Below are 25,331 nucleotides of genomic sequence, written 5' to 3'. Positions count from 1 at the left end.
GTCCGGCGAGCATAAGGTCGGCTATCGTGTGCGCCCGGCGGACGAGAGCGGTACGTACTTGCCCGCCGACGGGGCAGTCTCTGGTATGGTCCGCCGTCGTCGGGCGTTCGCGCTCACCGTCACGACGCTCGCGTCGCTGGCGTTCGTCGGCGTCGCGAGCGCGCACGGGAGCGTCGGCAGCGACGTCGAGGCACCGATTCCGCTGTGGCTCCTGTACGCCGGCGCGGGCGGCACCGTCGCCGTCACCGCGGGGTGGCTGGCGGTCGGCGAGCGAGAGGGCGGCGGCCGCGGGACGCCGTCGCTCGCGCTGCCGTACTGGGCCACACAGACGCTCGCCAACGTCGGGCGGGCCGTCGGCCTGTTCGCGCTGGTCGCCGTCCTCGCGAGCGGCGTCCTCGGCCAGCAGGTCGCGTCGGGGAACGTCGCGACGGTGCTGTTCTGGCCGGTGTGGCTGAAGGGGCTCGCCATCCTCGCCGTCGTCGCGGGGAGTCCGTGGCGCGTCGTCTCGCCCTGGGGCACGCTCTACGCCGGCCTCGCGTGGCTGGAGGGGGAGCCGCCGGCACTGCTGGGCGAGTACCCCGAACCGCTCGGCGACTGGCCCGCCGTCGCCGGGTTCGCGCTCCTGGTCGGCGTCGTCGAGAACCTCACGACGCTCCCGCGCTCGCCGCGTCTCACCGCCACGCTGGTCGCGGGCTACGCCCTCCTGATGGTCGTCGGCGCGCTCGCGTTCGGGCCGACGTGGCTCCGCCGGGCCGACCCGCTGGCGGTGCTCTACCGACTGCTGGGGCGGCTCGCACCGGTTCACCTCGGTCGGACCGACGACGGGTATCGGCTGGCGCTCCGGGCGCCGTGGCGGGCCTGTACTCGCACCGTGACCGACGCCTCGACGGTGGCGTTCGTCGTCCTCACCCTCTACACGGTCAGTTTCGACGGGATGGCGGAGACGGCGACGTTCCGGGCGCTACTGGCCGCCGTGCCCGACGGCCTCGGTCCGACGACGGCCGCCGTCGTGCTGTATCTCGTCGGGTTCGTGGCGTTCCTCGGGAGCTACTGGGCCGCCGTCTCGCTCGTCGACGCCGCCGCGGGCGAGTCGCGGCCGGTCGGTCGGACGGCGACGGCCTTCGCCGCCTCGCTGCTCCCCATCGCCGGGTCCTACGAGGTGGCCCACACCTACCCGTTCGTCCTCCGGAACCTCGGGACGCTCCTCGACCTGACGACCGGCGGGCTGGTCGCGCCCGACCCCGTCGCGGGCCTCTCGCTCGCGGCGTTCTGGGCGTCCCAGGTGGCCCTCGTCGTCGGGGGCCACCTCGTCGCCGTCGTCGCCGCTCACACCGTCGCCGTCGCGCGATACGGCCGCGGCGGCGGGCGACGGGCCCACCTCCCGCTGGTCGTCGTCATGGTGGGGTACACCGTGGTCTCGCTGTGGATTATCTCCCGGCCGATCGCGAACTGAGGCGTCGACTCGGCCGGTGAGTCCGGGCGGATTTTTATTATCCGTCACGAACGTTTATGAGGTATGTCGACAGCAAGACCACTCCGCATCGGACCGCGGGTCAGTCACGGGGCCGTCTCGCTCGCCGCCGGCTTCGTGGCCGGTCTGGCGCTGTTCCTCGCCGTGGGTGCCGCCGCGGACGACGCCGTCTTCTCGGCGCTCTCGCTCGCGCTGGTCGTCGCCGTGAGTCGGGCGCTGGTGCGGTGACGCGGGTCGGCGTCGACGCCGGGGAGGCCACAAACGTCCAGTTTCTGACTGACAGGGCGTGACGAACGAGGGGTGTCCCGAAACCGTTTTGACGACACACTGTCCACGGTCGGTATGCCGACCGAACCCGAAACGGACTACGACCCGGAACTGGGTCGGAAGTTCATCTTCGTCACCGGCGGCGTGATGTCTGGCCTGGGGAAAGGCATCACCGCCGCCAGCACGGGCAGGCTCCTCAAGAACGCCGGGTTCGACGTTACAGCGGTCAAGATAGACCCGTATCTGAACGTCGACGCCGGCACGATGAACCCCTTCCAGCACGGCGAGGTGTACGTGCTCAAAGATGGGGGCGAGGTCGACCTCGACCTGGGGAACTACGAGCGGTTCCTCGACATCGACATGACGTTCGACCACAACGTCACCACGGGGAAGACCTACCAGCACGTCATCGAGAAGGAACGCGCGGGCGACTACCTCGGTCGCACCGTCCAGATCATCCCGCACATCACCGACGACATCAAGCGCCGGATACGGGAGGCCGCCGAGGGCAACGACGTCTGTATCATCGAGGTCGGCGGCACCGTCGGCGACATCGAGGGGATGCCCTACCTGGAGGCCCTGCGTCAGTTCGCCCACGAGGAGGACGAGGACGACATCCTCTTCACCCACGTCACGCTCGTCCCCTACTCGAAGAACGGCGAGCAGAAGACCAAGCCCACGCAACACTCCGTGAAGGAACTGCGGAGCATCGGCCTCCAGCCGGACATCCTGGTGGGCCGCTGCTCGGACAAGCTCGACATCGACACGCGCGAGAAGATAGCGCTGTTCTGTGACGTCCCCACCGAGGCCGTCTTCTCGAACCCGGACGTCGACGACATCTACCACGTCCCCCTGATGGTCGAGGAGGAGGGGCTCGACGAGTACGTGATGGAGCGCCTCGACATCGCGGACGAGGCCCTGCCCGAAGAAGAGCGCGAGAACCGCTGGCGCGAACTGGTCACCCAGCAGACCGACGGCGAGGTCGACGTCGCGCTCGTCGGCAAGTACGACCTCGAGGACGCCTACATGTCGGTCCACGAGGCGCTGAAACACGCCGGCCTCGAGAAGAACGTCGACGTCAACGTCGAGTGGGTCAACTCCGAGAAGATGCCCGACCACCACGAGGACCGGATGCGCGAGGCCGACGCCATCGTCGTCCCCGGCGGCTTCGGCACGCGCGGGACGCAGGGCAAGATAGACGCCATCCAGTACGCCCGCGAGAACGACGTCCCGTACCTCGGCCTCTGTCTGGGCTTCCAGCTGGCGGTCATCGAGTACGCCCGGAACGTCCTCGGCCTGGAGGGCGCCCACTCCGCCGAACTCGACGAGGACACCCCGCACCCGGTCATCGACATCCTCCCCGAGCAGTACGAGATAGAGGACATGGGCGGGACGATGCGGCTCGGCGCCCACGAGACGGACATCGACGCCGGGACGCTCGCCGCCGCGCTGTACGGCGGCACCTCCTGCACGGAGCGACACCGCCACCGCTACGAGGTCAACCCCGAGTACTTCGACCGGCTCGAAGACGCCGGCCTGAAGTTCTCCGGGCGCTCCGGGAACCGTATGGAGATACTCGAACTCGCGCCCGAGGACCACCCGTACTTCATCGGGACGCAGTTCCACCCCGAGTTCCGCTCGCGCCCCACGAGAGCGAGTCCCCCCTTCGTCGGCCTGCTGGAGGCCGTGCTGGGCGACGACCCCCACGGGGTCGAGTCCGAGGAGGTGAGCCACTGATGGTGGACGTCGAGGAGTTCATCGAGGAGGCCACGGCCGAGATCGCCGAGGCGGTCGGCGACAAGAACGCCGTCATCGGCCTCTCGGGCGGCGTCGACTCCTCCACCGCGGCGGCGCTGGCCTACGAGGCCATCGGCGACCAACTCACAGCGGTGTACGTCGACACCGGCCTGATGCGGAAGGGCGAGACCGAGGAGATTCGCGAGACGTTCGACTACATGGACTCCCTGCGCATCGTCGAGGCACAGGACCGCTTCCTGGAGGAACTGGCAGGCGAGACGGACCCCGAGGAGAAGCGCCACATCATCGGCGAGCAGTTCATCCGAGAGTTCGAGGAGGTCGCCCGCGAGGTGGACGCCGACTACCTCGTTCAGGGGACCATCTACCCCGACCGCATCGAGAGCGAGGGCACGATAAAGAGCCACCACAACGTCGGCGGCCTCCCCGAGCGCATCGACTTCGACGGCATCGTCGAGCCGATGCGGGACCTCTACAAGGACGAGGTCCGCGAGGTCGCCCGCGCGCTGGACCTGGAGGAGATAATCTCCGAGCGGATGCCGTTCCCCGGCCCCGGTCTGGCCGTGCGCATCATCGGCGAGGTCACAGAGGAGAAACTCGAGGTGGCCCGCGAGGCCAACCACGTCGTCGAGGAGGAACTGGCGGAGTACGAGCCGTGGCAGGCGCTGGCCGCCGTCATCGGCAAGGCCACCGGCGTCAAGGGCGACAACCGCGTCCACGGCTGGGTCGTCGCGGTGCGGTCCGTCGAATCCCGCGACGGCATGACCGCCCGCGCACAGGAACTCGACTGGGACACCCTCCAGCGGATGCAGTCCCGCATCACCGGTGCCCACGAGAACGTCGCCCGGGTCGTCTACGACGTCACGCACAAACCGCCGGCGACCATCGAGTACGAATGAGGGTCGTCCTCGTCGGGTCCGACCCGGACGGGCTCACCGACGCACTCGAAGCGGAGGGCCACACCGTCGCCATCGCCGACGTGGGCAACCGCCCCGGCCTCGAGGAGGCGGGCGTCCACGACGCCGACGTCTACCTGCTCACCGAGATGGCACAGGCCACCTCCATCGCCGTCGCGAAGGACCTCGTCCCCGATATCCGCGTCGTCGTCTACGCCGAGGGGTCGCTGCCCGACTTCGCCAGCAGACAGACCGACCTCGTCGTCGACCCGAACCTGCTGGGCCCCGAGGCCGTCGCCGAGGAACTGTAGGCGTCACACCGTCGCCGCCAGCTCGGCGACGCGCCCGCTCCCGCCCCGCTTGAACGGGACGCCGTGGCCCATCGCGGCCGCCTCGAACGGCGGCACGCGGTCCATCAGTTCGCGGAGGCTCCGAGTGACCGCGCCCGTGTCGTAGCTGATGAGCCACGGCGACGCCGAGAGGGTCCCCCGGTTTTCGCGGACGAGGTCACCGAGGAACGCCACCGAGAGCGCGTCGCTGACGTAACAGACGTGGCCCGGCGTGTGACCCGGCGTGTGGTGGACGGTGAAGCTCCCGACCGTGTCGCCGTCGTCCAGCGGCTCGACGGGGTTCGACGGGGTGGCGACGAGTCGGCGCGTCAGTCGCTGGAGCGCCCCCTTGTGGTTCGTGAGCGGCGGTTTGTCGCTCCCGGTCACGTACGGTTCGTCGGCCGTCCCGACGTAGATGGTCAGGTCGACGCCGTCGAACGCCGACAGGCCGCCGACGTGGTCGAGGTCGTAGTGGGTCACGAGGATACGGTCCAGGTCGCGCAACTCGAAGCCGGCCGCTCGGACGCCGGCGACGAGCGAGTTCCCGTGCCACGGCATCCCGGCGTCGACCAGCGTCAGCGTCCCGTCGTCGTCGACGAGGTACGCGTTGACTCCCGAGAGGTCGTACCACCAGACGTCGTCCGTGAGCGGCGTCACCATGTCGGGGCGTAGGGGTGCCGGCGTCAAAACCCTTCTCGGCGCCGGCGCCACACGACCGATGTAGCGGGGGACGTGACGGGCCGCTGTGGCTCGCGATACAGTCGTCTCGTGGCGGACGTTCGCGCTGTTTCTCTTCTTCCCGCCCCTCGCCGTCCTCGCTGTCGTGCTGTTTCCACTGACGCTCGGCGTCCTGTTCTGGCTGTACTACCGTGGCAAGCGACGGGTCGTCACCGGGCGGAGTCCGGCGACCAGGTCGACCGGCGAGACGCCGTCAGAACGGTAGCTGCGACCGGATGAAGTGGTACCCGGTCTTGGCCTTCGATGGCGACCGGACCCGCTCCATCTCGGTGTCGGTCAACTCGAAGTCGAAGACGGCGAGGTTCGCCGCGAGGTGCTCGCGGCTGGACGCCTTCGGGATGGCGGCGACGCCGTCCTGCTGGACGAGCCATCGGAGCGCGACCTGTGCCGGCGACTTGCCGTAGCGGTTCCCTATCTGGACCAGCGCCGGGTCGTCCAGGACGCCGCCGCGAGCCAGCGGACTGTACGCCGTCAGGAGGACGTCGTGGATGCGGCAGTAGTCAAGCAGTTCCCGCTGGTCCCAGTAGGGGTGGTACTGCACCTGGTCGGTGAGAATCGGGGCGTCCGAGAGCTCGCGGGCCTCGTCGAGCAGCGACCGCGAGAAGTTGCTGACGCCGACGTGTTCGACGAGGCCGTCGTCGACGAGGTCGTTCATCGCACCGATCGTCTCCGACAGCGGCGCCATCCACGGCGTGTTCGGCCAGTGTATCAGCAGGAGGTCCAGATAGTCCGTGCCCAGCCGATTGCAGCTCTCGCGGGCGGACTGTCGGACCCGCTGGGCGCTGCGGTTGCGCCCGTCCAGTTTCGTCACGAGGAAGACGTCCTCGCGGTCCACGTCGGCGGCGTCGATGCCCATGCCGACCTGCCGTTCGTTGCCGTACGCCTGCGCGGTGTCGACGTGTCGATAGCCCATCTCGAGGGCCGTCCGGACCGTCTCGCGGCAGGTCTGGCCGGTCAGTTGCCACGTGCCGAGGCCGAGTGCGGGGACGGACTCGCCCTGCACCTGAATCGTCTCCATGGCGAGCCGTTGGTGGGCCAGGGGCAAAACGACAGTGCCAGCGGGAACCGGCGGAGAATCGGGGCGTCGGTGACGGTGACAGCCGAGGCCGTCACGACGATTGGGTAGTTGGGTGGGGCGTGCCGGGAGTGAGAGCGGTCGAGGGCCGCGTGGGGGACACAGAGCGCCGGCGGGCCGTCGAGCGGGCGAGCCGCTACCGTTCGATGATGGTCCCGCCCGACCCGACGGCGATGTCGGTGCTCCCGCGGACGACGGCCTTCAGGTTCTGGCCGGTCGGCGTCTGGTTCTGGGTCCACTCGTCGTCCAGTTCGTACACCTTGCCGCCGCCGCCGACGGTGTAGCCGTCGTCGTCGCCGTCGGTGACCTCGATGTCGCGGAGGCCGGCGTCGCCGGTGTCGGACGGCGTCCACTCGCTGCCGTCCCAGTGGAATATCATGCCGCCGCCGCCCGAGACCCAGACGTCGTCGAAGCCGTCCGAGTCGACGCCGTAGAAGTTCACGTTGGCGTCGGCCAGCCCGATCTTGTTCCACGTCGAGCCGTCCTGCGTGCGGAAGACGGACTTGTTGCCGTCGACGATGTGGCCCTTGCGGTCGTCGAAGAAGTCCACCGCGTTGATGGCCGACCCGGACCCGGGCGTGACGTAGTCCCACGTCGCGCTGGCGCCGTTCTCGAAGGAGTAGTACATCTTCCCGGAGTCGCCGGCGACGTAGACGTTGGCCTCGCCCGCCTCGCCCGTGACCGAGACGTCGTTGAAGTTGTTGGTCACGTCCATCGGGGCGCTGTGGTCGGTGAGGACGCCGGACTCGACGTCGTACTCGCCGATGGCGCCGGAGCTACCGACGAACCAGAGGGCCTTGCCGTCGTCGGTCACGTCCGCGCCGTAGAGGCTATTGCCGTTGCCGGTCGGGCCGCCGTCGATGATCTTCCGCCAGCCGAGCTCCGTCCGTTCGAGGACGATGCCACCGCCGGCGACGGCGTACGCTCCCGCGTCCGTGTACTCCACGTCGTGGAGCGTGTTCCCCGTGGGCGACTCGACGGACTCCCACGGGCTGCTCGCGGCCGCGGACCCGGGGAGGGCCGCCGACCCCATCGCGGCAGCGACTGACACACCGATACCCTTCAGGACGCCACGTCGGGTGGCTTCGCGTTCGGACATTGCACTCGGGGCGTGGGGAGACCTACACTTGAAGGGGGGACGCGGTTAAGCCGGATTTTCGCGGTTTGAGTCCGGCGGAACAGTCGATTTCGACCGGCATCGCGGTCCGAAACCGCTGATTCCGCGGAATCGAGCGCGTCCGGGCGTTTTCGTCGGATTAAACGATATAAAACGAATGAAATCGGTGGGGCTGCATAATTAGCCGGTCCCGCCGCGGCCGGCGCCGGTCCGGCGACCGGCACGTCGCTCGGAGCGGTCACTCCAGATGGGCGACCAGTTCCGGGGCCTCGGTCGCGATTATCTCGTCGACCCCGAGAGTGGCGGCCTCGGCGTCGGCCGGGAGGCAGAACACGGGGGTCCCATCGGCGATACCGGCGGTGGCCCGCACGGCCACGATACCGGTGCCGATGTGCTCGAACAGGAGCGTCCGGAACGCCTCGCCGAACCCGGGGAGGGCCTTCTCGAAGAGGGGGTGGACCGCCTCGATGGTCGCCTCGCTCGGCTCGATGCCGACGCCGCCGGCGGTGACGACCACCTCGACGTCGTCGCGGCCGACGACGGTGTCGACCGCCTGCTGGATGCCGTCGTAGTCGCCGCGGAGTCGCTCCCGTGCGGTGACGCTGTGGCCGGCCGACTCGATGGCCGTCGCCAGCGCCTCGCCCGTCGGGTCCGAACCCTGTCCCGTCGTCGTCCCGACGGTGACGAGAGCCACGTCCACCGGCCGGACGGCCGGCGTGGACCGGTCGGCCCCGGCCTGCGGAGACCCGGTGGCGACCTTCGACCCCGCCGCGCCGCCGGCCGGCCGGTCCGCTGGGGCCTCGGGCGTGTCGCTCGCCGTCGACGGGGCCGCCGAGTCGTCGGCGGACGGTTCGACCCCCGCCGCGTCGGTATCCGTGGCCGTCTCCGGGTCGGGCGCCGCCTCGGAGTCGAGTGGGTCCGACGTGTCCGACCTGCCCGTCTCCGCCGCGGGGTGGTCGGCGTCGGTCGGTTCGTCGTCGATGTCGGTCGCGTCGGCCGCCACCGTCTCGTCGGCGCTCTCTGTCTCGTCGACTGACTCGCTCTCCTCGGCCGCCGTCTCGTCGCTCGTTGCGTCGTCCGTCTCGTCGGTTTCGTCCCCGTCGTCGCCGACCCCTCGCCGTGTATCGCGGGACTGGAAATCCACCATACCGGGGGGAGGGCCCGGCGGTGGTAAGTCTTTCCGGCCCCGTGAACCGAACTCGATGGCGCCTTTAATTCATGGTTCTCCCAGAAGTTTTATTATACATATGCGTATGAAACTGCGTATGGAGCGGGTCTACCACGTCACGTGTCACGAGTGCACGTTCGAGGGGGTATTCGAAGACCACCGGACGGCACTCGACGAGTGGAACGAACACGAGCGGGACGACGACCACCGTGTGAGCGTCCTCGAGATAGACCGTCCGTCCCCCCGCAAGCCGGTCTGACCGGCGGACCGCCAGCGTTTTGCGGCCGCTATCCCGAACTCGGAGTATGCAGCCTGCCCAGTACACCGGCCCCACCCGCCGCGCCGTCGACGAACCGTCGGCCGTGGCCGAGCGTGGCGACTCGGCGACCGGCCCCGGCGACCCGGACGGTGAGAGCGGTGTCTGACGACGCCGAGGAGACGGTGACGGTGACGGTGACGCCGGACGACTCGCCGCCCGGCGAGGGTACCGAGGGTGACGGTGGGTACGTCCACCGTCCCAGCGGTGAACCGCCGACACAGGCCGAGCCGAGCGACGAGTTCGGCTGGGAGGGGTGGGCCCTCGTCGGGATGATACTCGTCGGCTTCCTCGTGATCCCCGCCGCCATCCTCGTCCTGCCGGCGGCCCAGGGCGTGGTCCGCTCGCTCGGCCTGACGCTCCGGGCCGCGTATCTGGTGTTGCCGCTCGTGCCGGCGTTCCTGCTCGGTGCCGTCGCGGTGTGGTCGGCGTTGCGCTCGCGGCGCTCGTAGTATCGGCGACGATACTCGGCCGAGAACGTTTATCAGAGAGTCTCCCAACGGTCGAAGCAGATGCTGCTGTCCCCCCTGTCCGTTGTCCTCCTCGCGGCGGTGGCCGGGATGGCCGTGGCCGTCCTCGTCTGGCTCCACCGCGACAGCCCCGGTGCCGGGCCACTGGCGGCGTTCGTCGTCGCCGGGAGCCTCTGGGCCGTCGCGCAGGGGCTCGAACTGGCGGTACCGGACGTGGCGACGATGGTGTGGTTCCTCCAGCTGCAGCTGACGCTCTCGGTGGTCGTCCCCATCGCGTGGCTGGTCACGGTGTTCGAGTACACCGGCCACCCCCAGTGGCTCACGCGCCGCCGGGTCGCCCTGTTGCTCGTCGAACCGGCGGCGTTCGTCACGCTCGTCTGGTCGAACGACGCCCACCGGCTCGTCTGGTCGGGGGCCGACACCGCCGTCGTCGCCGAGGCGAGCACGCTGGTCCCGGTCTGGGGCGTGGCCTACTGGGGCCACCTCGCGTACATGCTGGGCCTGATTCTGGCCGGCGGCGTCCTCCTCATCCGCCAGATGCTGCGGACGAACGACCTGTTTCGGGTCCAGAGCCTCGCGCTCCTGGTGGCCATCACCGTCCCGACAGCGGCTCAGTCGCTCCACGCGCTCGACGTCGTCACGTCGCCCGTGGACCCGACGAGTCTGGGCTACGTCGTCTCGGGCATCGTGCTCTCGGCGGCGCTGCTGCGTGGCCAGTTGCTCGACGTGGCGCCGGTGACCCGGGACCTCGGTCGGGAGGCCATCTTCGCCGAGATGGACGACCGGGTCGTCATCGTCGACGAGGCCGGCCGCATCGTCGACGTGAACGAGGCCGCCGCCTCGCTGTTCGACGCGGACCCGACCACGCTGCTCGGGCAGTCGTTGGAGCGCGAGCTACCCGCGCTGGCGGAGACGCTCCCCGAGCCCGGCGAGCGTGTCCAGACGGAGACGCAGCTCGACCACGACGGCGCTGTCCGCTACTTCGACGTGCGCGTGACCCCGCTGTACCGCGCGTACGGCGTCGTCTCCGGACACCTCGTCAGCCTCCGCGACGTGACCGACCGCCGCCAGCGCGAACAGCGCATCGACGTGCTCAACCGACTGCTTCGGCACGACATCCGCAACGAGATGAACGTCGTCCGGGGGAACGCTGACCTGCTGGCCGACAGCGTGGCCCCGGACGACGCGCACAGACTGGACCGTATCGTCCGGACCGTCGACGACATCGTCGACCGGAGCAACAAGATAGGGCGCGTCTCCGAGGCGCTGGAGAGCGAGGCCCCGCGTCCGGTCCGCTTACAGCCGTTGCTCGCGCCGGTCGTCGACACCGTTCGGGAGCGGAACCCCGGGACCAACCTCTCGCTGGCCTGCCCCGACGACTGCTGGGTCGAGGGCGGGCCGTCGCTCACCCTCGCCTTCGAGGAACTGCTGGACAACGCCGTCGAACACGGCGACGGGCGGCCGACCGTCGAGGTCACCGTCGAGCCGGCCAGTCCGGACACCGGCGTCGTCGTCCGCGTCTCGGACGACGGCCCCGGCATCGCCCCCTACGAGCGGGAGGTCATCCTGGCCGGCGAGGAGACGCCGCTCCAGCACGGGTCGGGCGTCGGCCTGTGGCTCGTGAAGTGGGTCGTCCGCAACGCCGGGGGCACGCTGTCGTTCGCCGAGGGACCGGGCACCACCGTCGAGATAGAGCTGCCGCCGGCGGACCCCGCGGACCCCGACGCTATCGCCGACGTCCGCACACGGTCGGCGACGACCCGCGACGGCTGACTACCACGGTTTCGGCTTGCGGTCGCGCCAGAACCGGCCGCCGGGCGCGTCGGGCCGGAACCGCGCCAGCCACACGGGCGTCTCGGCGCCCTTCTCGGGCGTCCGCGGCGCCGACCCCTCGGTCATGTCGGTCCGGACGTACCCCGGACACACGGAGTTCGCGAGCAGCCGGTCGGCGGCGTACTCGCCGTCGAGATAGCGCGTCAGCCCGTTCAGTCCGGTCTTCGAGATTCGGTAGGCCGGCGTCCCGCCGGACTGGCGCTCGGTGATGGCGCCCAGTCCGGAGGAGACGTTGACGACGCGGCCGCCGGGGCGGTCGAGCAACAGCGGGAGGGCGTGTTTCGTCAGCACCGTCGGCCCCCGGAGGTTGGTGTCGAGCGTGCGGTCGATGGTCTCGGTCGGCATCGCGTCGAGCGGTTCCCGGGAGTCCATCACGCCGGCGTTGTTGACGAGCACGTCGAGGCGCCCGGCCTCCTCGGCGATGCGGTCGACGGCGGCCGCCATCTCGGCGTCCTCGGTCACGTCGAGTTCGACGGCGCGGCGGTCCGTCGCGGTCACGTCTACCGGGTCCCGCGCCCCGGCGTACACCGTCGCGCCGTGGTCCACGAGGCCGTCGGCGATGGCCTTCCCGATGCCGCGCGTGGCCCCGGTGACCAGTGCGACCTGCCCGTCGAGCGAATCGTACAGCGAGACGTCCATGCCGCCCGATAGGGCGCCCGTACCGAAAAGTCAGACGACGCCGGCAGTCAGGAGCATCACGGCGACACCGACGAGCGCGAGGACCGGCCCCAGTGTCGCCACGCGCGGCACGTTGGTCGCGAACCGGCCGAGCGACGGGTTGTCGGCGTGTGCGACGACGAGCGGGTCGGCGAGTCGCCCGCCATCGACGCGCCCGACGACGGTCACCTCGTCGCCGGCGTCGACCCGGCGTTCGAGCGTCGCGCCGTCCGTCTCGCCGACGAGGAAGGCCAGACTCGCGCCGTCGGGGTCGACCCGGACGCCGCCGTACTCGTCGGTCACCTCGAAGTCGGTCCCTGCGCGTTCGGCGTCGAGCAACTGCTGTGCCCGGTCCGTGTCGGCCGTCGCGGCGTACGTCTCGCCGCCGACGACGTGGCCGGCCTCCGCGACGAGCGCCGGGTCGCCGCTGTGTGGGGCCGGCACCGTCCCGCCGACCGGTTCGGCCGTCCCCGTGACCGCGGCCACGCCGTCGGTCGGGCGGTCGCTGGGGGCGACGTGGACCGCGTCCCGAATCGTCGTCGCCGCCCGATAGTGTCGCCCGCCGTGGGCCGTCATGAACACCCCCACCACCAGGGCGACGATGCCGACGTGGTACAGCGAGAGGTCGTAGCGGCCCTCGGTGGCCGGCGGCGACCCGAGAAGGTAGGTACTCGCGACGAGGGCGACGACGAGAACCGTCCCGCCGACGAACAGGACGGTCCGCTCCCCGTCGGCGGTCAGGTACGCAAGCAGGCGCGTGTCCCGGTACCGGTCGACGGCGACGAGCAGGACGGCGACGACAGCGAGCGGGAGGGCGAACTCCCAGAGGAACCGAGCGAGCATATCACTCCTGCTCGCTACGGCTGTAAAAAACTACGCTACCGCTCCTCGTCGCGGCGCATCGCGATCTCGAACCACGGACAGAGACGCAGCTGGCGGTAGTACTCGGGATGCTCGCGCAGGCGGTCGTAGGGGACCCACATGACGCCGTCGACCTCCTCGGGGTTCGGGTCCAGCGAGGTGTCGGTGAGCGTGGCCTGCAACACGGCACAGACCTCCCACTCGAGCCCGGCGTTCTCGTAGTAGCGCTTGTACTCGAAGCGGTCGGTCACCCGCAGGTCGTCGTACTGGTCGGGGGTGACGCCGAGCTCCTCCTCGAGGCGCTCCTCGGTGGCCTCGACCTGGGTCTGTCCCTCGACGGGGTGGGAGGCGACAGTGCCGTCCCAGTGGGTGTCCCAGAGGCGCTTCGTGGCCGCTCGCTGGGCGAGCAACACCCGGTCGTCCTCGTCGAACAGCAGTGCCGTGAACGCCCGGTGACGGACGCCGTCGCCGGTGTGGGCGTCGAGGCGGTTGACCAGACCCTCCTCGTTGTCGTCGGCGTCGACGGCGATGACGTCCTGCTCGGCGTTCTCGTGTGTCTCGTCCGCGTCGGTGCTCATATGCCGTACCAATCTCGGAGGGGATTCTTACACGCTTCGACTTGCCGCGCCTACCGCAGGTCGTCGACGAACTGCTTGACCACTTTCTCCTCGGCCCGGTGGAGCGTCTCGCTGCACGTGGACTTGGCGATGCCGACGGACTCGGCCAGCTCCGTCAGCGAGCAGTCCCGCGGCGTGTCGTAGTACCCCTCGTCGACGGCGGCCTCCAGCAGCTCCAGTTGGCTCTCGGTGAGCAACTGCTCGGACTCGACGTGTTGCTGGACGCGTTCGACGCTGAACGGGATGCCGAACTCCGAGAGCTGCTCGCCCAGTTCGGAGAGGCGGTCCTGTGGCGCCGTGATCTCCCAGACGGCCCTCCCGTCCTGGAGCGTGAACGGCATCTCCAGCGGAATCCCCGAGCCCTGCACCGGGAAGAGGAGCAGCGGCGTCGAGGTCTCGAACTGTATCAGCGCCGTCTCGTCGCGGTGGGAGAGTATCTCCATCGTGAGGACGGCCTCCCGGGACTCGATGTCCCGCAACACCGCGGGCAGGTCGTCGGCGGTCACCTCCGCCAGCCCGACGCCCGTCTCCTCGCCGGGGAGCGCCGCGAGGATACGGAACGTCGCGTCGGCGTTGACCCGGGAGACGTCGCCGATCCAGATGTCGTCCGGTATCGTGAGAGTGAGTTCTGCGCGGGGCATCGCTCTATCCGAATATATTCGCCCGGAGGGCGGGGCCAGTTATCCCGAACATGTTCGTACTCGAACGGCGACACACAACAATCTACCGACGCCAAACAGGTAAGGTAGTGCGAAGGTATACCACGGCGTCGAGCGTTGGGACATGTTCGGAGTGGCGGTCCTGTCGATCGTCGTGTTCACCGTCGGCTACTGGAGTGCGGTAGGGGTCGCTCGCTGGTGGACCAGACGGGCCGAACCGACGGTGACGGAGCCGCCGGAGCGACCCGAGCGTCGGCGCCGGTCTCAGACCGGGTCGAGGTGACGGCCGTACGCCGCCAGACAGTGCCGCGCGTCGGCGAGTCGCGCCGCGCGGTGGTCGGCGACCCGGTCCTCGAGGTCCGAGAGGGTCGCCCGAAGCCTCGAGACCTGTCCCGGGTCCGGCGGTTCCGGATGCGCCTCCGCGAGGTACCAGAGCCTCGCCGCCACCTCGTCGAGGCGCGCCTCGACGCCGGAGTCCGGCGGCGTCTCGATGGCCCGCAGGACCGCCCGGTTGGCCCGTCGGATGAGCCGTCGGCACATGGTCGCCCATAGCGGGACGAGCACCGAAAAGGCCGACCCGAACCGGTTCGGGGTCACCGAACCCTTATCTCGCTCGCCGGTCGCAGTCCGGTATGGAACGCGTCTCGCTGACCCGCGTCGTCGACGCCGACGAGGAGGCGGTCCGGGCCGCGATGGCCGACGTCGGGCCGTTCATGACCGCGACCGGCGTCGACGGGGTGACCGTCGAGGGCGACACCATCCGGATGCGCAACCGGGTCGGCCTCTTCGAGATAGAGCTCGACCTCGAGATCGTCGACGTCGAGGACGCGGTGCTGGCCTACGAGCAACGCGAGGGCGTCTTCGAGTCGATGCGCACCGAGTACTACGTCGCGCCCGTCGACGGGGGGACGGAGGTGACCGCGACCACGGAGTACACCGCCCTTGACCTCGCGGTCATCGGGCCGGTGCTTGACGGCACCGTCGTCGAGCGCCAGCGCCGGAAGGAGCTGAACAGCCAGTTCGACTGGCTGGAGGCACAGGTCACGTAAAGACCCGAACGTCTTCGGGACAGGACACAGCGGTCGCGGGCCCGAACCTGCCCGTATGAGCCACGCCCACGACGACACGCCCTCGGTGACCGACGAGATACACGACAACTCGTGGTCGGCGAACCTCGAGGAGCCGGTCCACGCCGACGACCGCGCGTTGGTCGTCGCCCAGGCCCGCGAGGCCATCGAGAAGACCACCGCCGGCAACCACGTCAACCTCGTCACGCACGCCGCCCACGGGCATCCGGAGACGTACCTCTACGGCCCCCTCCGGGAGCGGTTCGGCGACCGCGTCGACCTGACCTACGTCGACCAGTGTGGCTGTGGCGGCCACGTCGTCCGCGCCCGGGTGAGCGAGTGATGTTCGGCGAGATGGACTTCGACGAGCGACCGCTGGTGCTCATCTGGGAGCTGACCCAGGCCTGCGAGCTGGCCTGCAAGCACTGCCGGGCCGACGCCCACCCGAGACGGCACCCCGACGAACTCACGACGGCCGAGGGGAAGGCCCTGCTGGACGAGGCCCGCGAGTTCGGCGAGGGGCAACTGGTCGTCCTCTCCGGCGGGGACCCGCTGGCCCGCGACGACGTGGCGGAACTGGTCGACTACGGCACCGACCGGGGCCTCCGGATGACGCTGACCCCGAGCGGGACCCACTCGCTGACCCGCGAGCGACTGGCCGAACTGGACGCGGCCGGCCTCCGGCGGATGGCCCTCTCCATCGACGGCGGGAGCGAGGCGGCCCACGACCGCTTCCGCGGCGAGTCCGGCAGTTTCGCGGCGACGATGGAGGCCGCCGAGACGGCCCGCGACCTCGACATCCCGCTGCAGGTCAACACCACCGTCTGTGCGGAGACGGTCGAGCAGCTGCCCGCCATCCGCGAACTGGTCGCGGACCTCGGGGCCGTGCTGTGGTCCGTCTTCTTCCTCGTCCCCGTCGGTCGCGGGCGCGTGCTGACGCCCATCGACCCCGACCGGGCCGAGCGGGTGATGGCGTGGCTCCACGAGGTGAGCGACGAGGCGCCGTTCGGCGTCAAGACCACCGAGGCGCCCCACTACCGCCGGGTCGGTCTCCAGAACGACGGGGACGGCGAGGGCGTCCGCCGCCGGACCGGGGTCCGGGCCGGCAAGGGGTTTGCGTTCGTCAGCCACACCGGCGAGGTGTACCCCTCCGGGTTCCTCCCCGAGTCGGCGGGCAACGTCCGCGAGGAGAGCGTCGTCGACGTGTACCGGGAGTCGACGCTGTTCCGACAGTTGCGCGACGACGACGCCCTCACCGGGAAGTGTGGGGCCTGCGAGTTCCGCGGCGTCTGTGGCGGCAGTCGCTCGCGGGCGTACGCGACCACGGGCGACCCGCTGGCGGCCGACCCGCTCTGTGCCTACGAGCCCGAGGCGTTCGAGGGGACGGTTCCCGACCAGCACCCGGCCGATTGAGGGGGTTTTTCACACACTGGGAACGCACGCCCCCCGTTTTATTCCGGGACCGCCGACGTACGTGTATGACCGACTCGGGCATCAGGGTCGAACTGTCCGTGGACTCGCCGGGCGCGTGTCCGGTGGCCGACGTCTCCGAGGAGGCCGGGACGACGGTGACCGACGTGGCGCGAAGCGCACCGCTTGACGACGACGAGGGACAGGTCGTCGAAGAGTTCACCGCCGACGGCGGGGCGCAGGCCGTCGAGTCCCGCGGCGACGTCGACGCGGTGTTCTCCGGGGGCGACGGCGCCCGCTATCGATTCGAACGTCAGCGCAAGGGCTGTGTCTGCGAGACGGTCGAGGAGTTCGCCTGCCCCGTCGCCGACATCCGCGCCGAGAGCGGGCAGCTGCTGTTGACCTTCCACGCGCCGGACGTCGACCGCATCCGCGCCATCGTCACCCGGCTGAAAGAGCTCTACGGCGACGTCTCGCTCCGCTCGCTCCGCCGCGACGGCGAGACGAACCCGACGGACTCGGTGCTCGTCGACCGGAGCCGCCTCACCGACCGTCAGCGCGAGGTGCTGGAGACGGCCATCGAGATGGGGTACTTCCGGTACCCGAAGGGCGCCAACGCCAGCGAGGTGGCCGAGGCCCTGGACATCTCCGTCTCGACGTTCGCCGAGCACCTCGCGGCGGCCCAGACGAAACTGCTCGACACCATCCTCGACGCCTGAGTCAGGTCGCCCGACGCCGGAAGGCGGCCGCCACGAGCCACGCGTACAGCCCCGCCCCGACCACGCCCGCCCCGTGTCCGAGCGTCTCGAGTGCCGGCAGACCGCCGACGAGACCGACCCCCTGCCCGAGGAGGCCGACGGCGAGCAGCGCCACCGCGACCCGCGCCGTCCGGTCGGACGCCAGCGGCCACGCCCCCACCGACGGCGGGTAGAACTGGAACGTCGCGCCCACGATCGTCAGACCGAGGAATCCCAGCAGCATCGTCCGGTAGTGCGCGGTCACCAGCGTCGGGTCCCGCCCGGCGACCGAGAGCGTCAGGCCCAGAGTGACGCCGCCGACGCCCGCGAGGACGGCGAGCAGGACGGCCCAGAGACCGACGCGGCGGCGGTCCGAGCGGCCGAAGAGGACGAGGTACGTCGCGGCGAACCCGACGACAGCGACCGCTTCGAGGGCGCCGCCGGCCAGCAGGAGTCGGCGGTCGAACAGCCCGACGGCGAGCGCCGCCGGCGCGACGGCGCCGGGGACGAGGACGACCGGGACGAGCCAGCGGGGCGGGTCCGCGACGAGGAACCGCGGGAACAGGCGCAGACCGACGCCGAACACCAGCAGCGCCGCCGTCCCCGCCGCGAGGAGGTGCGACACCTGCGGCGCGGCGATCGGTCGGCCCCCGAACGGCGCGGAGAGCCACACCGCCGCGGCGACGGCGAGATACGCGCCGGCGACCGGGACGGCCGCGTTGGCCCGCCGGTCGACCGGCCGCCGGTCCGCGTTCGCGCCGCCAGTCCCCGTCGCCGCCCCGGAGAGGTTGTCACGGACGGTCCACGCCAGCGTGCCGAGCGAGACGGCGACCCCGAGACCCCACAGCGCACCGGCGGCGGCGCCGACCCACGGCTGGTCGGTGACGCCGAGGCTGTCGGCGGCCAGCCCGACGGTTCCGGCGACCGACAGCGCGAGGTGGCCGGGCAGTGGCGCCGCGGTCGGCAGGTCGCGGTCGAAGAACGACGGCACCAGCGCGTAGGCCTTCCCGAAGAGGACGTGGAACACGAACCCGTACAGCCCCAGCGTGACGACGGTCCGGCGGCCGAGGCCGGCCGCGACGGCGAGGTGCGTCGCGACGAGGAACGCGGCGCCGGCGGCGACGAACGCCCGACTCCACCGGGTGACCCGCCGGGCGCCCATCTACGCCCGCTCGACGTAGACGTGCCACTCGTCGTCGGCGACCTGTTCGGTGTCGTGGGTGTAGCCCCGCTCCTCCAGCACGCCGTACAGCGGGACCGGTTCGAAGCTGTTGACCAGCCGTAACGTCTCGCCGGGTCCGAGGTCCGACAGGGCCGCCATGATCTGTGAGAACGGCTCTCCGTCGACGTCTCGGACGTCGAGTTCGCGCGCGTTCGCTCGCTCCGAGTGCATACGCGCACCGACGGCCCGGACCTGTCAGGCGCTTGTGCCGAACGTGTTCGACTCCGTGAACGCCGCCGGTCCTACGGGCACGCCACAGACGGCACACCCGGCCGACAGGAGGCGGTCACGCGCCCCCTCGTCGACGGCCACGCGCGCCCCACACTCGGGGCAGGTGAACCAGTACGTTGGCACGGTATCGAAACGAACCGCGTGGGTGAGGATAACCGGTCACCCCCGATTTGGCGGGTTTTTCAGGCCCGCCGACGGCGGGTGGTCTCCGGACTCTGGATGCCGAAGCGTTCAGAACCGGTCGTCGGTGCGGCCGTCGTCGACACCGCCGTCCTCGACGGCCGTGTCGGTCTCCGTGCCCCACGTCTCGTCGGTGGTGGCCGTCGACGCGGTCGTCCCGCCGACGCCCGCGAGCGGCGGCTCGCCGTACTCGGCCTCGTAGGCGTCTCTGAAGCCCTCGGCCCAGATGTAGAAGATGGCGGACTGCCCGGCGAACACGAGGAACGGCACCGCGAGGTAGCCGACGATGGTGATGCCGAGGACGCTGCTGACCACCTGCATGAGGATGTTGACGACGAACCCGAAGACGACGGCCTTCAGCATCGTCCCGTTGGTCGTGACCTCCCGCAGCACGTCGAGGTCGAACCCGCCGCCGATGCTGTCCGTCCGAACGAAGTTCCCCGTCGCGACTGGCAGGACCACGGCCAGTGCCAGCACGCCGACGAGGTAGACGAGGCCGCCGACGAGGATGCCGACGAGCGACAGCCCACCGGAGTCAATCCCCATGCCGGCGACCACCAGGCCGAAGAAGGGCACCCCGGCGACGAGGAGGACGGCCAGCGAGTACACGAGTACGACGACCGTGTGTTTGAGGCCGTCGACCGTCAGGCCCGCGAGGTCGACCTCGCCCCACTCCGGCGGGTTCGCCGTGTCGCCGCCCATGACCCGGCGCATCACTTCCAGCATGTACCCGTTGAACGTGAACACCGGGACGATGAGGAGCGCCCCCGGGAAGAGCACCAACCCGCCGATGAGAATCCGCTTCAGCCAACTGTCACCCTGCGTCTGGTACTTGAGACTGTCTTCTATCATGTCATGGTAGCAATCTTCGGAGGCGTGTAAATAACTTGTGCCGGCGTCGAATGATTCACCCCGTGGCGGCCGATCACCGCGACGGCGACGCGGGCGGCCGCTGAGTCGCGGTGCCCGACGACGGCGAACGGTTGCGTCTCCCGCTTGACGACGAGGGTCCGATATCGACAGACGGGCGGCTACGGTCAGCGATTGTAAGACGGTGCGCCGCAGGTACGGAGGGGTAGTGAAAGTGGTCGGTCCGGTCGGACGGGCGTAGCAACGGGTGCTCGGCGACAACTGTCCTGTCTGGCGCCGTCGCTGGGAACCGTGGAAACGGAAGGATTGGGTGGCTGGGGAGTTGCGGCCCCAGTTCCTGACTGGCAAGAAACCAGTCAGAGTTTGGATGGGCCAACTCGGATTTGAACCGAGAGCCTCCCGGTTATCAGCCGAGCGCTCAACCTGATTGAGCTATTGGCCCAGGTGAGCGCATCTTGGTGTATCCGAGGGGTATAGAAAAGGGTAACGTTTCGACGGCGGGTTGCGTGAGAAACCGCACCACTGAGTCAGTTCTCGCTGTCCTCGAAGTCGACGTCGGTGGCGTCGTCGGGGTCGAAGCCCGCGCCGCCGGAGGCACCGCCACCGGACGGGCCGGACGAGCCGCCGACGCCGGCGCCCGGGCCCTGACCGTCCTCGTTCGGGAAGCCGCCGACGTACACCTGCCCGCTGGCGAAGCCGCCGGTCTTGGCGTCGATGTAGGGCTCGATGACCCAGCGGCGGACGGCCGCACGGATGGGGTAGCGCGTGACCGGAATCGCCAGCAGCAGGCCGACGGCGTCGGTGACGAGGCCGGGCGTGAGGAAGAACGCGCCGGCGGCGATGAGCAGGCCGCCGTCGACGAGTTCGTTCGTGGGTACTTCCCCCGTCGCCAGTTTCTGCTGGATGGACTGGAGCGTCGCCCGGCCCTCGGCGCGGACGAGCAACATCCCGACGAGCGCGGTGAGAACGACGAGTGCGACGACGACGAGTGGCGGGATCGGGTAGATGACACCCGTGGCCAGCGCTACCAAGAGGACGGCGTCGAACAGCGGGATGAGCAACAGCAGCCCGATGACCCGGAGCATACCCCCGCTTGCAGGTCAGGCCCCAAACGCCTTTCGAGAGGTGGCGAGGAATCGAGCGACGTGGGAGCCCTCGAAACGACGCGGAGAGCGGCTACGTCGAAGCCTCACCCGCGCTCGTGGACCCGAACCGTGACGGGTTCGGTCGGCGAGAGCGTGATGCGCATCCCCAGGTCCAGCGGCGGCTCGGTGACGGCCTCGAAGCGGAACCGCTGGGCGACGGCCGCGAGCGCGAGTTTCGCCTCCATCCGGGCGAAGCGCATCCCGATACAGTGGCGGGGGCCGCCGCCGAAGGGATAGTACGCGTAGTCCGGGAGGTCGGCCTCGAACGCGTCGGTCCAGCGCTCGGGGCGGAACGCGTCGGGGGCGTCGTACCACCGCTCGTCCCGGTGGACCAGCCACTGCGGGATGGTCAACTGGGCGTCCGGTTCGATGTCGTACCCGCCCAGCGTGACCGGTCGGGTGGGCTGGCGGAACGTGGTGAACGCCGGCGGGTAGAGCCGCAGCGTCTCGGTCAGCACCCGGTCCAGATACGGCAGCTCGAACAGGTCCGCCGGCGTCGGGTCGGCGCCGTCGAGCGTCGCGTCGAGTTCCGCGTGGAGTTCGCGCTGTGCGTCGGGGTGGGTCGCGAGCAGGAACCACGCGTAGGTCAGCGTCAGCGCCGTCGTGTCGTGGCCGGCGACGAGGAACGTCAGTAGCTGGTGGCCAAGTCGCTCGCGGTCCATCGTCGTCTCGTCCAGCGAGAGGAGCAAGGAGAGCACGTCGTCGCGGGCCTCGCGTTCGTCGGCGGCCTCGGCCTGCCGCTCCGCGATGATGTCGTCGAGCGTCGCCTCGAAGGCCGCCCGCGTCCGTCGGACCCGGCGGTTGTTCGGCGTCGGCACCCACAGCGGGAGGTACGCCGAGAGGTTCCCCGGGTCGACGCGGTGACGCAGCGCCGACAGGAGCGGTTCGAGCGACTCGGCGGTGCGTTCGATGTCGACGTCCAGCAGCGTCTTCCCCAGCACCCGGAGCGTGTACGACCGCATCGCGGGCAGCAGCGACACCGTCTCGCCGTCGGTCCACCCGTCGGCCGTCGCCAGCGCGAAGTCGGTCATCGTCTCGCCGTAGGTGGCGATGCGCTCCCGGTAGAACGCGGGCTGGAGGGCGGTCCGTTGCTGTTGCCACTCCTCGCCCTCCAGGAGGAACAGCCCCTCGCCGATGAACTCCCCGAGCGTGTCCCGGAGGAGGCGCCCCTTGTCGAAGTCCGCCTCGTCGGTGACGAGCACCTGCTCGACGAGGTCCGGGTGGGTGACGAAGTAGCCCGTCGTCCCGGCGACGTTGAACCCGACGACGTCGGCGTCGACGCTGTCGGCCTCGGCGTAGAACCCCAGCGGGTCACGGACCATCGACAGCGTGTTCTCGACGAGCGGGACGCGACCGATTCGGGGCGGCCGCCGGCCCGGCGTGACCGGCCCCTGTCGCTCGGTGTCGGCCTGCTGGGAGGGCATCGGTGGACGTACGACCGTCCGACAAATCCGTCTTTCGTTCCGTCGAGCGCCGCGTGGAAGGATTTCGCGGACGTCCCGAATGACGGGTATCTCGTCCCGCCGGCCCCCGCGGCCGGAGTGACAGCCCCTTTGTACGCCCACCACCGACCCCGACACATGGACGAGTTCGCGGCGGACACGAAAGTCGAGTGGCGGGAGTGGGGGCCGGAGGCGTTCGAGCGCGCCGCCGACAGCGGCAAACCGGTGCTGCTGTCGCTGACCGTGCCGTGGAGCGAGGAGTGCCGAGCGATGGACCGCGGGACCTTCGGCGAACCGCGCATCGCGGCCAACGTCAACGACGGGTTCGTCCCGGTCCGGGTCGACGCCGACCGGAACCCCAGAGTCCGGGAGCGCTACACGATGGGCGGGTTCCCCTCCACTGTCTTCCTCACCCCGGAGGGGGAGGTCATCAGCGGCGCGACGTTCCTCGGCCCGAACGGGTTCCGCGGCATCCTCGACAGCGTGCGCGAGTCGTGGGACGCCGAGGGGACCGCGGCCGGGTCGATTCCCCGCCAGCTACAGGACGAGGCACCGCCGGCCGGCGAGTTGCGCGCCCGCATCGAGGAGCACATGATAGAGCAGTTGCTCGGCGCGTTCGACGAGGAGTTCGGCGGGTGGGGGTCGGACGTGAAGTTCCCGCTCCCGCGCACCGTCGAGTTCGCGCTCGTGCGGGCCCGCGACCAGGCGACGCGCACGCTCGAGGCGGTGCACACGCACCTGTTCGACACCTACGACGGCGGCTTCTTCCGGTACGCGACGAGCCGGGACTGGTCGAACCCCCGGCGCGAGAAACTGCTGGACGAGAACGCGGCGCTCGTGCGGGCGTTCACCCACGGCTACCGCTACACCGGCACCGAGTCCTACCGCGACGCCGCCCAGCGCACGGTCGAGTACCTCTCGACGGACCTCTGGACGGGCGACGCGTTCGCCGGGAGCCAGGCGGGGGACGACGACTACTACCGCCTCGGCGCGACGGACCGTGAGGACCGAGAGGCCCCCCACGTCGACGAGACGGTGTTCGCCGACCGGAACGGTCTCGCGATAGACGCGCTGCTGTGGCTCCACGCGTACACGGACGACGAGCGGGCGCGGCGGTACGCGGTGCGGGCCCGCGACCACGTCTGCGAGACGCTCGTCGACGACGGCGAGGTGGCCCACTACGCCGCCGCCGAGAGCGACACCGGCCTCCTGCTCGACCAGGCCCAGCTCCTGCAGGGACTCACGACGAGCTGGCAGGTGCTGGGCGAGGGCGGCCCCGCCCCGGCCGTCGCCGACTGGACCGTCGAGCACCGCCAGCAGGACAGCGGCGCGTTCCGGGACGGCCCGGAGACGGGCGCGGGCCTCTGCGGGCGCTCGCTCCACCCGCTGGACGCCACCGTCGAACTCGCCGACGCGTTGGTCGACCTCGCGGCGCTCACCGGCGAGGACCGCTACCGGACCGTCGCCACCGAGGCCGTCGAGTCCTTCGCCGGCGCGGCCGAGCGCATGGGCGTCGAGGTGGCCGGCTACGCCACCGTCGCCGCCCGGTTGCGTGACCCCCAGACCCTGCGGGTGGGCACCGAGGCCGGGACGGACCTCCACCGGGCGGCGCTCCGACTGGCCGACCACGAGACGACCGTCGTTCCGGACCCCGACGGCGACGGCGTGGCACGGCGCTACGAGGGCGAGACGGTGACCGCCGAGGGCGAGACGCCCGCCGAACTCGAGGCGGCGTTGACGGAGTAGCGACGGGCGCGCGGAGCACAGCCCTCGGAGACACACGGCTGTGACCGAAGGGGAACCGCGGGCACGCGAGTAGTGCGGACGAGACGCGAGGCGTGACGCCCGACTGGACGGCGAGCGGGGGAACCGTCGGTCGAACTGGCCGGGACCGGCCGGGCGGCCCCGACGAGGAACGGCGGGAAACGTGGAGAAACGGTAAACCTGCGACGAGTTTTTGGTTCTGGACCGAGAGGGGAGGATATGGCGAGTCTACGAGACCTGGGGCTCTCTGAGTACGAGGCGCGAGCGTACCGGTCGCTGCTTGAGACCGGGCCGACGACGGCCAAGGAGCTGTCGCGAGCCAGTGACGTTCCGATGGGCCGTATCTACGACGTGCTCAACAGTCTGGAGACCTACAACCTAGTGCGGAGTCAGACGGCGAGTCGGCCGAAGAAGTACGTCGCCGTCGAACCGGACACCGCGCTGGACCGGTTGCTGGACGACAAGAAACAGGAACTCGAGGCGAAGGCCCAGCAGTACGAGGACATCGTCGACGACCTCTCGGACCAGCTCGAGACGGCCGAACCGGTCGAGGAGCCGTTCTGGACGGCCGCCGTCGGGCCCGAGGAGACGCTGGACCTGCTGTTAGAGCGGTTGGCCGCCGCGGACTCCCGCATCGTCATGGTGGGGTCCTCGCCGGCCAGGCAGGTCGACATCATCGAGGCGACCGAACGCATCGTTGACGAACTGGTCGCGGCGCTCGAACGGGGTGTCGACGTGTCGCTGTTGGTCCGTCCGGACCTCTTCGAGAGTCTGCCCCGGGAGGCCAACCGCGAGTATTACGACCGCCTCTCGCCGTACGAGAACTACCAGGCCCGGGCGACGCCGAACATCACGACGACGTTCGAACTCATCGACGACACGGAGGTGTGCATCGAGGTCCCACACCCACTCGGCCGGGCGGAGACGTTCGGCGTCATCGACCTCAAGGACCCGGAGTTCACCGCCGACATCAGCAAGGCGTTCGACGACCACTGGGAGGAGGCGACGACCATCAACCCGCCCTGACGGCGGCG

The 25,331-nt window shown here is 70.1% G+C and carries 30 protein-coding genes and 1 tRNA gene; 15 read left to right on the top strand and 16 right to left on the bottom strand.

Annotated elements, in window-relative coordinates; translation table 11 throughout:
* The first annotated feature begins 85 nt into the window (after nt 1-85).
* The 5 genes from ACV7GQ_RS02395 to ACV7GQ_RS02375 all read left to right on the top strand — a co-directional run bounded on the left by ACV7GQ_RS02395 (nt 86) and on the right by ACV7GQ_RS02375 (nt 4,700).
* Complete coding sequence (locus ACV7GQ_RS02395; protein ID WP_470311959.1) at nt 86-1,453, top strand: hypothetical protein; 1,368 nt, start codon at nt 86-88, stop codon at nt 1,451-1,453.
* Between the two features lie 63 nt (nt 1,454-1,516).
* Entirely contained in the window at nt 1,517-1,699 is a 183-nt protein-coding gene (locus ACV7GQ_RS02390; RefSeq protein WP_470311958.1) for a hypothetical protein, read from the top strand.
* Between the two features lie 114 nt (nt 1,700-1,813).
* Complete coding sequence (gene pyrG, locus ACV7GQ_RS02385; protein ID WP_470311957.1) at nt 1,814-3,475, top strand: glutamine hydrolyzing CTP synthase; 1,662 nt, start codon at nt 1,814-1,816, stop codon at nt 3,473-3,475.
* The gene (gene guaA, locus ACV7GQ_RS02380; RefSeq protein WP_470311956.1) at nt 3,475-4,392 is read left to right on the top strand and encodes a glutamine-hydrolyzing GMP synthase; all 918 of its coding nucleotides are present in this window, start codon (nt 3,475-3,477) and stop codon (nt 4,390-4,392) included. The genes pyrG and guaA overlap by 1 nt, the downstream gene beginning before the upstream one ends.
* On the top strand, nt 4,389-4,700 hold the full coding sequence (locus ACV7GQ_RS02375) for a DUF7126 family protein (protein WP_470311955.1): 312 nt from the start codon (nt 4,389-4,391) through the stop codon (nt 4,698-4,700). Before guaA ends, ACV7GQ_RS02375 begins: the two co-directional genes overlap by 4 nt.
* Nucleotides 4,701-4,703: 3 nt before the next feature.
* On the opposite strand, the gene ACV7GQ_RS02370 is transcribed toward ACV7GQ_RS02375, so the two are convergent.
* On the bottom strand, nt 4,704-5,378 hold the full coding sequence (locus tag ACV7GQ_RS02370; RefSeq protein WP_470311954.1) for an MBL fold metallo-hydrolase: 675 nt from the start codon (nt 5,376-5,378) through the stop codon (nt 4,704-4,706).
* A gap of 85 nt (nt 5,379-5,463) precedes the next feature.
* Between ACV7GQ_RS02370 and ACV7GQ_RS02365 the strand changes: the two genes are divergently transcribed.
* Nucleotides 5,464-5,661, top strand: a complete 198-nt coding sequence (locus ACV7GQ_RS02365) for a hypothetical protein (RefSeq protein ID WP_470311953.1) — start codon at nt 5,464-5,466, stop codon at nt 5,659-5,661.
* Here the strand turns inward: ACV7GQ_RS02365 and ACV7GQ_RS02360 are convergent.
* From ACV7GQ_RS02360 to ACV7GQ_RS02350, 3 genes are all read right to left on the bottom strand, one after another.
* Entirely contained in the window at nt 5,650-6,474 is an 825-nt protein-coding gene (locus ACV7GQ_RS02360) for an aldo/keto reductase (protein WP_470311952.1), read from the bottom strand. The genes ACV7GQ_RS02365 and ACV7GQ_RS02360 overlap by 12 nt on opposite strands.
* Nucleotides 6,475-6,667: 193 nt before the next feature.
* On the bottom strand, nt 6,668-7,630 hold the full coding sequence (locus tag ACV7GQ_RS02355; protein WP_470311951.1) for a WD40/YVTN/BNR-like repeat-containing protein: 963 nt from the start codon (nt 7,628-7,630) through the stop codon (nt 6,668-6,670).
* Nucleotides 7,631-7,886: 256 nt separating this feature from the next.
* On the bottom strand, nt 7,887-8,795 hold the full coding sequence (locus tag ACV7GQ_RS02350; protein ID WP_470311950.1) for a MogA/MoaB family molybdenum cofactor biosynthesis protein: 909 nt from the start codon (nt 8,793-8,795) through the stop codon (nt 7,887-7,889).
* 118 nt (nt 8,796-8,913) lie between these two features.
* On the opposite strand from ACV7GQ_RS02350, the gene ACV7GQ_RS02345 reads away from it, so the two are divergent.
* From ACV7GQ_RS02345 to ACV7GQ_RS02335, 3 genes are all read left to right on the top strand, one after another.
* The gene (locus ACV7GQ_RS02345) at nt 8,914-9,075 is read left to right on the top strand and encodes a hypothetical protein (protein WP_470311949.1); all 162 of its coding nucleotides are present in this window, start codon (nt 8,914-8,916) and stop codon (nt 9,073-9,075) included.
* A 158-nt stretch (nt 9,076-9,233) separates the two neighbouring features.
* Nucleotides 9,234-9,584: a DUF7977 family protein gene (locus ACV7GQ_RS02340; protein WP_470311948.1), complete on the top strand. Its 351-nt coding sequence runs from the start codon at nt 9,234-9,236 to the stop codon at nt 9,582-9,584.
* A 60-nt stretch (nt 9,585-9,644) separates the two neighbouring features.
* On the top strand, nt 9,645-11,375 hold the full coding sequence (locus ACV7GQ_RS02335) for a histidine kinase N-terminal 7TM domain-containing protein (protein ID WP_470311947.1): 1,731 nt from the start codon (nt 9,645-9,647) through the stop codon (nt 11,373-11,375).
* Here ACV7GQ_RS02335 and ACV7GQ_RS02330 read toward each other — a convergent pair whose 3' ends face one another.
* From ACV7GQ_RS02330 to ACV7GQ_RS02310, 5 genes are all read right to left on the bottom strand, one after another.
* Nucleotides 11,376-12,074: an SDR family NAD(P)-dependent oxidoreductase gene (locus ACV7GQ_RS02330; RefSeq protein WP_470311946.1), complete on the bottom strand. Its 699-nt coding sequence runs from the start codon at nt 12,072-12,074 to the stop codon at nt 11,376-11,378.
* A 30-nt stretch (nt 12,075-12,104) separates the two neighbouring features.
* Nucleotides 12,105-12,935, bottom strand: a complete 831-nt coding sequence (locus ACV7GQ_RS02325; RefSeq protein ID WP_470311945.1) for a hypothetical protein — start codon at nt 12,933-12,935, stop codon at nt 12,105-12,107.
* Nucleotides 12,936-12,970: 35 nt separating this feature from the next.
* On the bottom strand, nt 12,971-13,531 hold the full coding sequence (locus ACV7GQ_RS02320) for an isopentenyl-diphosphate Delta-isomerase (protein WP_470311944.1): 561 nt from the start codon (nt 13,529-13,531) through the stop codon (nt 12,971-12,973).
* 50 nt (nt 13,532-13,581) lie between these two features.
* Nucleotides 13,582-14,211 (bottom strand): helix-turn-helix domain-containing protein, encoded by a 630-nt coding sequence (locus tag ACV7GQ_RS02315; protein WP_470311943.1) that lies wholly within the window; start codon nt 14,209-14,211, stop codon nt 13,582-13,584.
* Nucleotides 14,212-14,493: 282 nt separating this feature from the next.
* A complete protein-coding gene (locus tag ACV7GQ_RS02310) occupies nt 14,494-14,769 on the bottom strand; it encodes a DUF7553 family protein (RefSeq protein ID WP_470311942.1) in 276 nt (91 codons plus the stop codon).
* Between the two features lie 92 nt (nt 14,770-14,861).
* On the opposite strand from ACV7GQ_RS02310, the gene ACV7GQ_RS02305 reads away from it, so the two are divergent.
* From ACV7GQ_RS02305 to ACV7GQ_RS02290, 4 genes are all read left to right on the top strand, one after another.
* Nucleotides 14,862-15,278, top strand: a complete 417-nt coding sequence (locus ACV7GQ_RS02305; RefSeq protein ID WP_470311941.1) for an SRPBCC family protein — start codon at nt 14,862-14,864, stop codon at nt 15,276-15,278.
* A gap of 55 nt (nt 15,279-15,333) precedes the next feature.
* On the top strand, nt 15,334-15,639 hold the full coding sequence (locus ACV7GQ_RS02300; protein ID WP_470311940.1) for a CGCGG family putative rSAM-modified RiPP protein: 306 nt from the start codon (nt 15,334-15,336) through the stop codon (nt 15,637-15,639).
* Entirely contained in the window at nt 15,639-16,709 is a 1,071-nt protein-coding gene (locus ACV7GQ_RS02295) for a radical SAM protein (RefSeq protein WP_470311939.1), read from the top strand. The genes ACV7GQ_RS02300 and ACV7GQ_RS02295 overlap by 1 nt, the downstream gene beginning before the upstream one ends.
* A 65-nt stretch (nt 16,710-16,774) precedes the next feature.
* On the top strand, nt 16,775-17,425 hold the full coding sequence (locus ACV7GQ_RS02290) for a helix-turn-helix domain-containing protein (RefSeq protein WP_470311938.1): 651 nt from the start codon (nt 16,775-16,777) through the stop codon (nt 17,423-17,425).
* Between the two features lies 1 nt (nt 17,426).
* Here the strand turns inward: ACV7GQ_RS02290 and ACV7GQ_RS02285 are convergent, their stop codons facing one another.
* The 7 genes from ACV7GQ_RS02285 to ACV7GQ_RS02255 form a co-directional block, all read right to left on the bottom strand.
* A complete protein-coding gene (locus ACV7GQ_RS02285; RefSeq protein WP_470311937.1) occupies nt 17,427-18,605 on the bottom strand; it encodes a hypothetical protein in 1,179 nt (392 codons plus the stop codon).
* Nucleotides 18,606-18,836 (bottom strand): DUF2249 domain-containing protein, encoded by a 231-nt coding sequence (locus tag ACV7GQ_RS02280; RefSeq protein ID WP_470311936.1) that lies wholly within the window; start codon nt 18,834-18,836, stop codon nt 18,606-18,608.
* A gap of 24 nt (nt 18,837-18,860) precedes the next feature.
* Nucleotides 18,861-19,019, bottom strand: coding sequence for a DUF7560 family zinc ribbon protein (locus ACV7GQ_RS02275; RefSeq protein WP_470311935.1), 159 nt, complete (start codon nt 19,017-19,019; stop codon nt 18,861-18,863).
* 108 nt (nt 19,020-19,127) lie between these two features.
* Complete coding sequence (locus tag ACV7GQ_RS02270; protein WP_470311934.1) at nt 19,128-19,928, bottom strand: DUF4013 domain-containing protein; 801 nt, start codon at nt 19,926-19,928, stop codon at nt 19,128-19,130.
* A gap of 386 nt (nt 19,929-20,314) precedes the next feature.
* Nucleotides 20,315-20,388 (bottom strand) — tRNA-Ile (locus tag ACV7GQ_RS02265).
* Between the two features lie 85 nt (nt 20,389-20,473).
* Nucleotides 20,474-21,031 carry an FxsA family protein gene (locus tag ACV7GQ_RS02260; RefSeq protein ID WP_470311933.1) on the bottom strand — a complete coding sequence of 186 codons (558 nt, stop codon included), beginning with the start codon at nt 21,029-21,031 and terminating at the stop codon, nt 20,474-20,476.
* Between the two features lie 104 nt (nt 21,032-21,135).
* Complete coding sequence (locus ACV7GQ_RS02255) at nt 21,136-22,515, bottom strand: cytochrome P450 (RefSeq protein WP_470311932.1); 1,380 nt, start codon at nt 22,513-22,515, stop codon at nt 21,136-21,138.
* Between the two features lie 156 nt (nt 22,516-22,671).
* Between ACV7GQ_RS02255 and ACV7GQ_RS02250 the strand changes: the two genes are divergently transcribed.
* A complete protein-coding gene (locus tag ACV7GQ_RS02250) occupies nt 22,672-24,279 on the top strand; it encodes a DUF255 domain-containing protein (protein ID WP_470311931.1) in 1,608 nt (535 codons plus the stop codon).
* A 237-nt stretch (nt 24,280-24,516) separates the two neighbouring features.
* Nucleotides 24,517-25,323 (top strand): TrmB family transcriptional regulator, encoded by an 807-nt coding sequence (locus ACV7GQ_RS02245; protein WP_470311930.1) that lies wholly within the window; start codon nt 24,517-24,519, stop codon nt 25,321-25,323.
* Nucleotides 25,324-25,331: the final 8 nt, after the last annotated feature.

This window comes from Haloarcula sp. MBLA0163 (genome assembly GCF_055632435.1).
This window is presented reverse-complemented; position numbering and strand designations above follow the sequence as displayed.

Excerpts from the sequence above, each read along its gene's own strand:
- ACV7GQ_RS02395 (WP_470311959.1), top strand. The coding sequence starts at position 86 with ATGGTCCGCCGTCGTCGGGCGTTCGCGCTCACCGTCACGACGCTCGCG.
- ACV7GQ_RS02390 (WP_470311958.1), top strand. The coding sequence starts at position 1,517 with ATGTCGACAGCAAGACCACTCCGCATCGGACCGCGGGTCAGTCACGGG.
- pyrG (WP_470311957.1), top strand. The coding sequence starts at position 1,814 with ATGCCGACCGAACCCGAAACGGACTACGACCCGGAACTGGGTCGGAAG.
- guaA (WP_470311956.1), top strand. The coding sequence starts at position 3,475 with ATGGTGGACGTCGAGGAGTTCATCGAGGAGGCCACGGCCGAGATCGCC.
- ACV7GQ_RS02375 (WP_470311955.1), top strand. The coding sequence starts at position 4,389 with ATGAGGGTCGTCCTCGTCGGGTCCGACCCGGACGGGCTCACCGACGCA.
- ACV7GQ_RS02370 (WP_470311954.1), bottom strand. The coding sequence starts at position 5,378 with ATGGTGACGCCGCTCACGGACGACGTCTGGTGGTACGACCTCTCGGGA.
- ACV7GQ_RS02360 (WP_470311952.1), bottom strand. The coding sequence starts at position 6,474 with ATGGAGACGATTCAGGTGCAGGGCGAGTCCGTCCCCGCACTCGGCCTC.
- ACV7GQ_RS02355 (WP_470311951.1), bottom strand. The coding sequence starts at position 7,630 with ATGTCCGAACGCGAAGCCACCCGACGTGGCGTCCTGAAGGGTATCGGT.
- ACV7GQ_RS02350 (WP_470311950.1), bottom strand. The coding sequence starts at position 8,795 with ATGGTGGATTTCCAGTCCCGCGATACACGGCGAGGGGTCGGCGACGAC.
- ACV7GQ_RS02345 (WP_470311949.1), top strand. The coding sequence starts at position 8,914 with ATGGAGCGGGTCTACCACGTCACGTGTCACGAGTGCACGTTCGAGGGG.
- ACV7GQ_RS02335 (WP_470311947.1), top strand. The coding sequence starts at position 9,645 with ATGCTGCTGTCCCCCCTGTCCGTTGTCCTCCTCGCGGCGGTGGCCGGG.
- ACV7GQ_RS02330 (WP_470311946.1), bottom strand. The coding sequence starts at position 12,074 with ATGGACGTCTCGCTGTACGATTCGCTCGACGGGCAGGTCGCACTGGTC.
- ACV7GQ_RS02325 (WP_470311945.1), bottom strand. The coding sequence starts at position 12,935 with ATGCTCGCTCGGTTCCTCTGGGAGTTCGCCCTCCCGCTCGCTGTCGTC.
- ACV7GQ_RS02320 (WP_470311944.1), bottom strand. The coding sequence starts at position 13,531 with ATGAGCACCGACGCGGACGAGACACACGAGAACGCCGAGCAGGACGTC.
- ACV7GQ_RS02315 (WP_470311943.1), bottom strand. The coding sequence starts at position 14,211 with ATGCCCCGCGCAGAACTCACTCTCACGATACCGGACGACATCTGGATC.
- ACV7GQ_RS02310 (WP_470311942.1), bottom strand. The coding sequence starts at position 14,769 with ATGTGCCGACGGCTCATCCGACGGGCCAACCGGGCGGTCCTGCGGGCC.
- ACV7GQ_RS02305 (WP_470311941.1), top strand. The coding sequence starts at position 14,862 with ATGGAACGCGTCTCGCTGACCCGCGTCGTCGACGCCGACGAGGAGGCG.
- ACV7GQ_RS02300 (WP_470311940.1), top strand. The coding sequence starts at position 15,334 with ATGAGCCACGCCCACGACGACACGCCCTCGGTGACCGACGAGATACAC.
- ACV7GQ_RS02295 (WP_470311939.1), top strand. The coding sequence starts at position 15,639 with ATGTTCGGCGAGATGGACTTCGACGAGCGACCGCTGGTGCTCATCTGG.
- ACV7GQ_RS02290 (WP_470311938.1), top strand. The coding sequence starts at position 16,775 with ATGACCGACTCGGGCATCAGGGTCGAACTGTCCGTGGACTCGCCGGGC.
- ACV7GQ_RS02285 (WP_470311937.1), bottom strand. The coding sequence starts at position 18,605 with ATGGGCGCCCGGCGGGTCACCCGGTGGAGTCGGGCGTTCGTCGCCGCC.
- ACV7GQ_RS02280 (WP_470311936.1), bottom strand. The coding sequence starts at position 18,836 with ATGCACTCGGAGCGAGCGAACGCGCGCGAACTCGACGTCCGAGACGTC.
- ACV7GQ_RS02270 (WP_470311934.1), bottom strand. The coding sequence starts at position 19,928 with ATGATAGAAGACAGTCTCAAGTACCAGACGCAGGGTGACAGTTGGCTG.
- ACV7GQ_RS02260 (WP_470311933.1), bottom strand. The coding sequence starts at position 21,031 with ATGCTCCGGGTCATCGGGCTGCTGTTGCTCATCCCGCTGTTCGACGCC.
- ACV7GQ_RS02255 (WP_470311932.1), bottom strand. The coding sequence starts at position 22,515 with ATGCCCTCCCAGCAGGCCGACACCGAGCGACAGGGGCCGGTCACGCCG.
- ACV7GQ_RS02250 (WP_470311931.1), top strand. The coding sequence starts at position 22,672 with ATGGACGAGTTCGCGGCGGACACGAAAGTCGAGTGGCGGGAGTGGGGG.
- ACV7GQ_RS02245 (WP_470311930.1), top strand. The coding sequence starts at position 24,517 with ATGGCGAGTCTACGAGACCTGGGGCTCTCTGAGTACGAGGCGCGAGCG.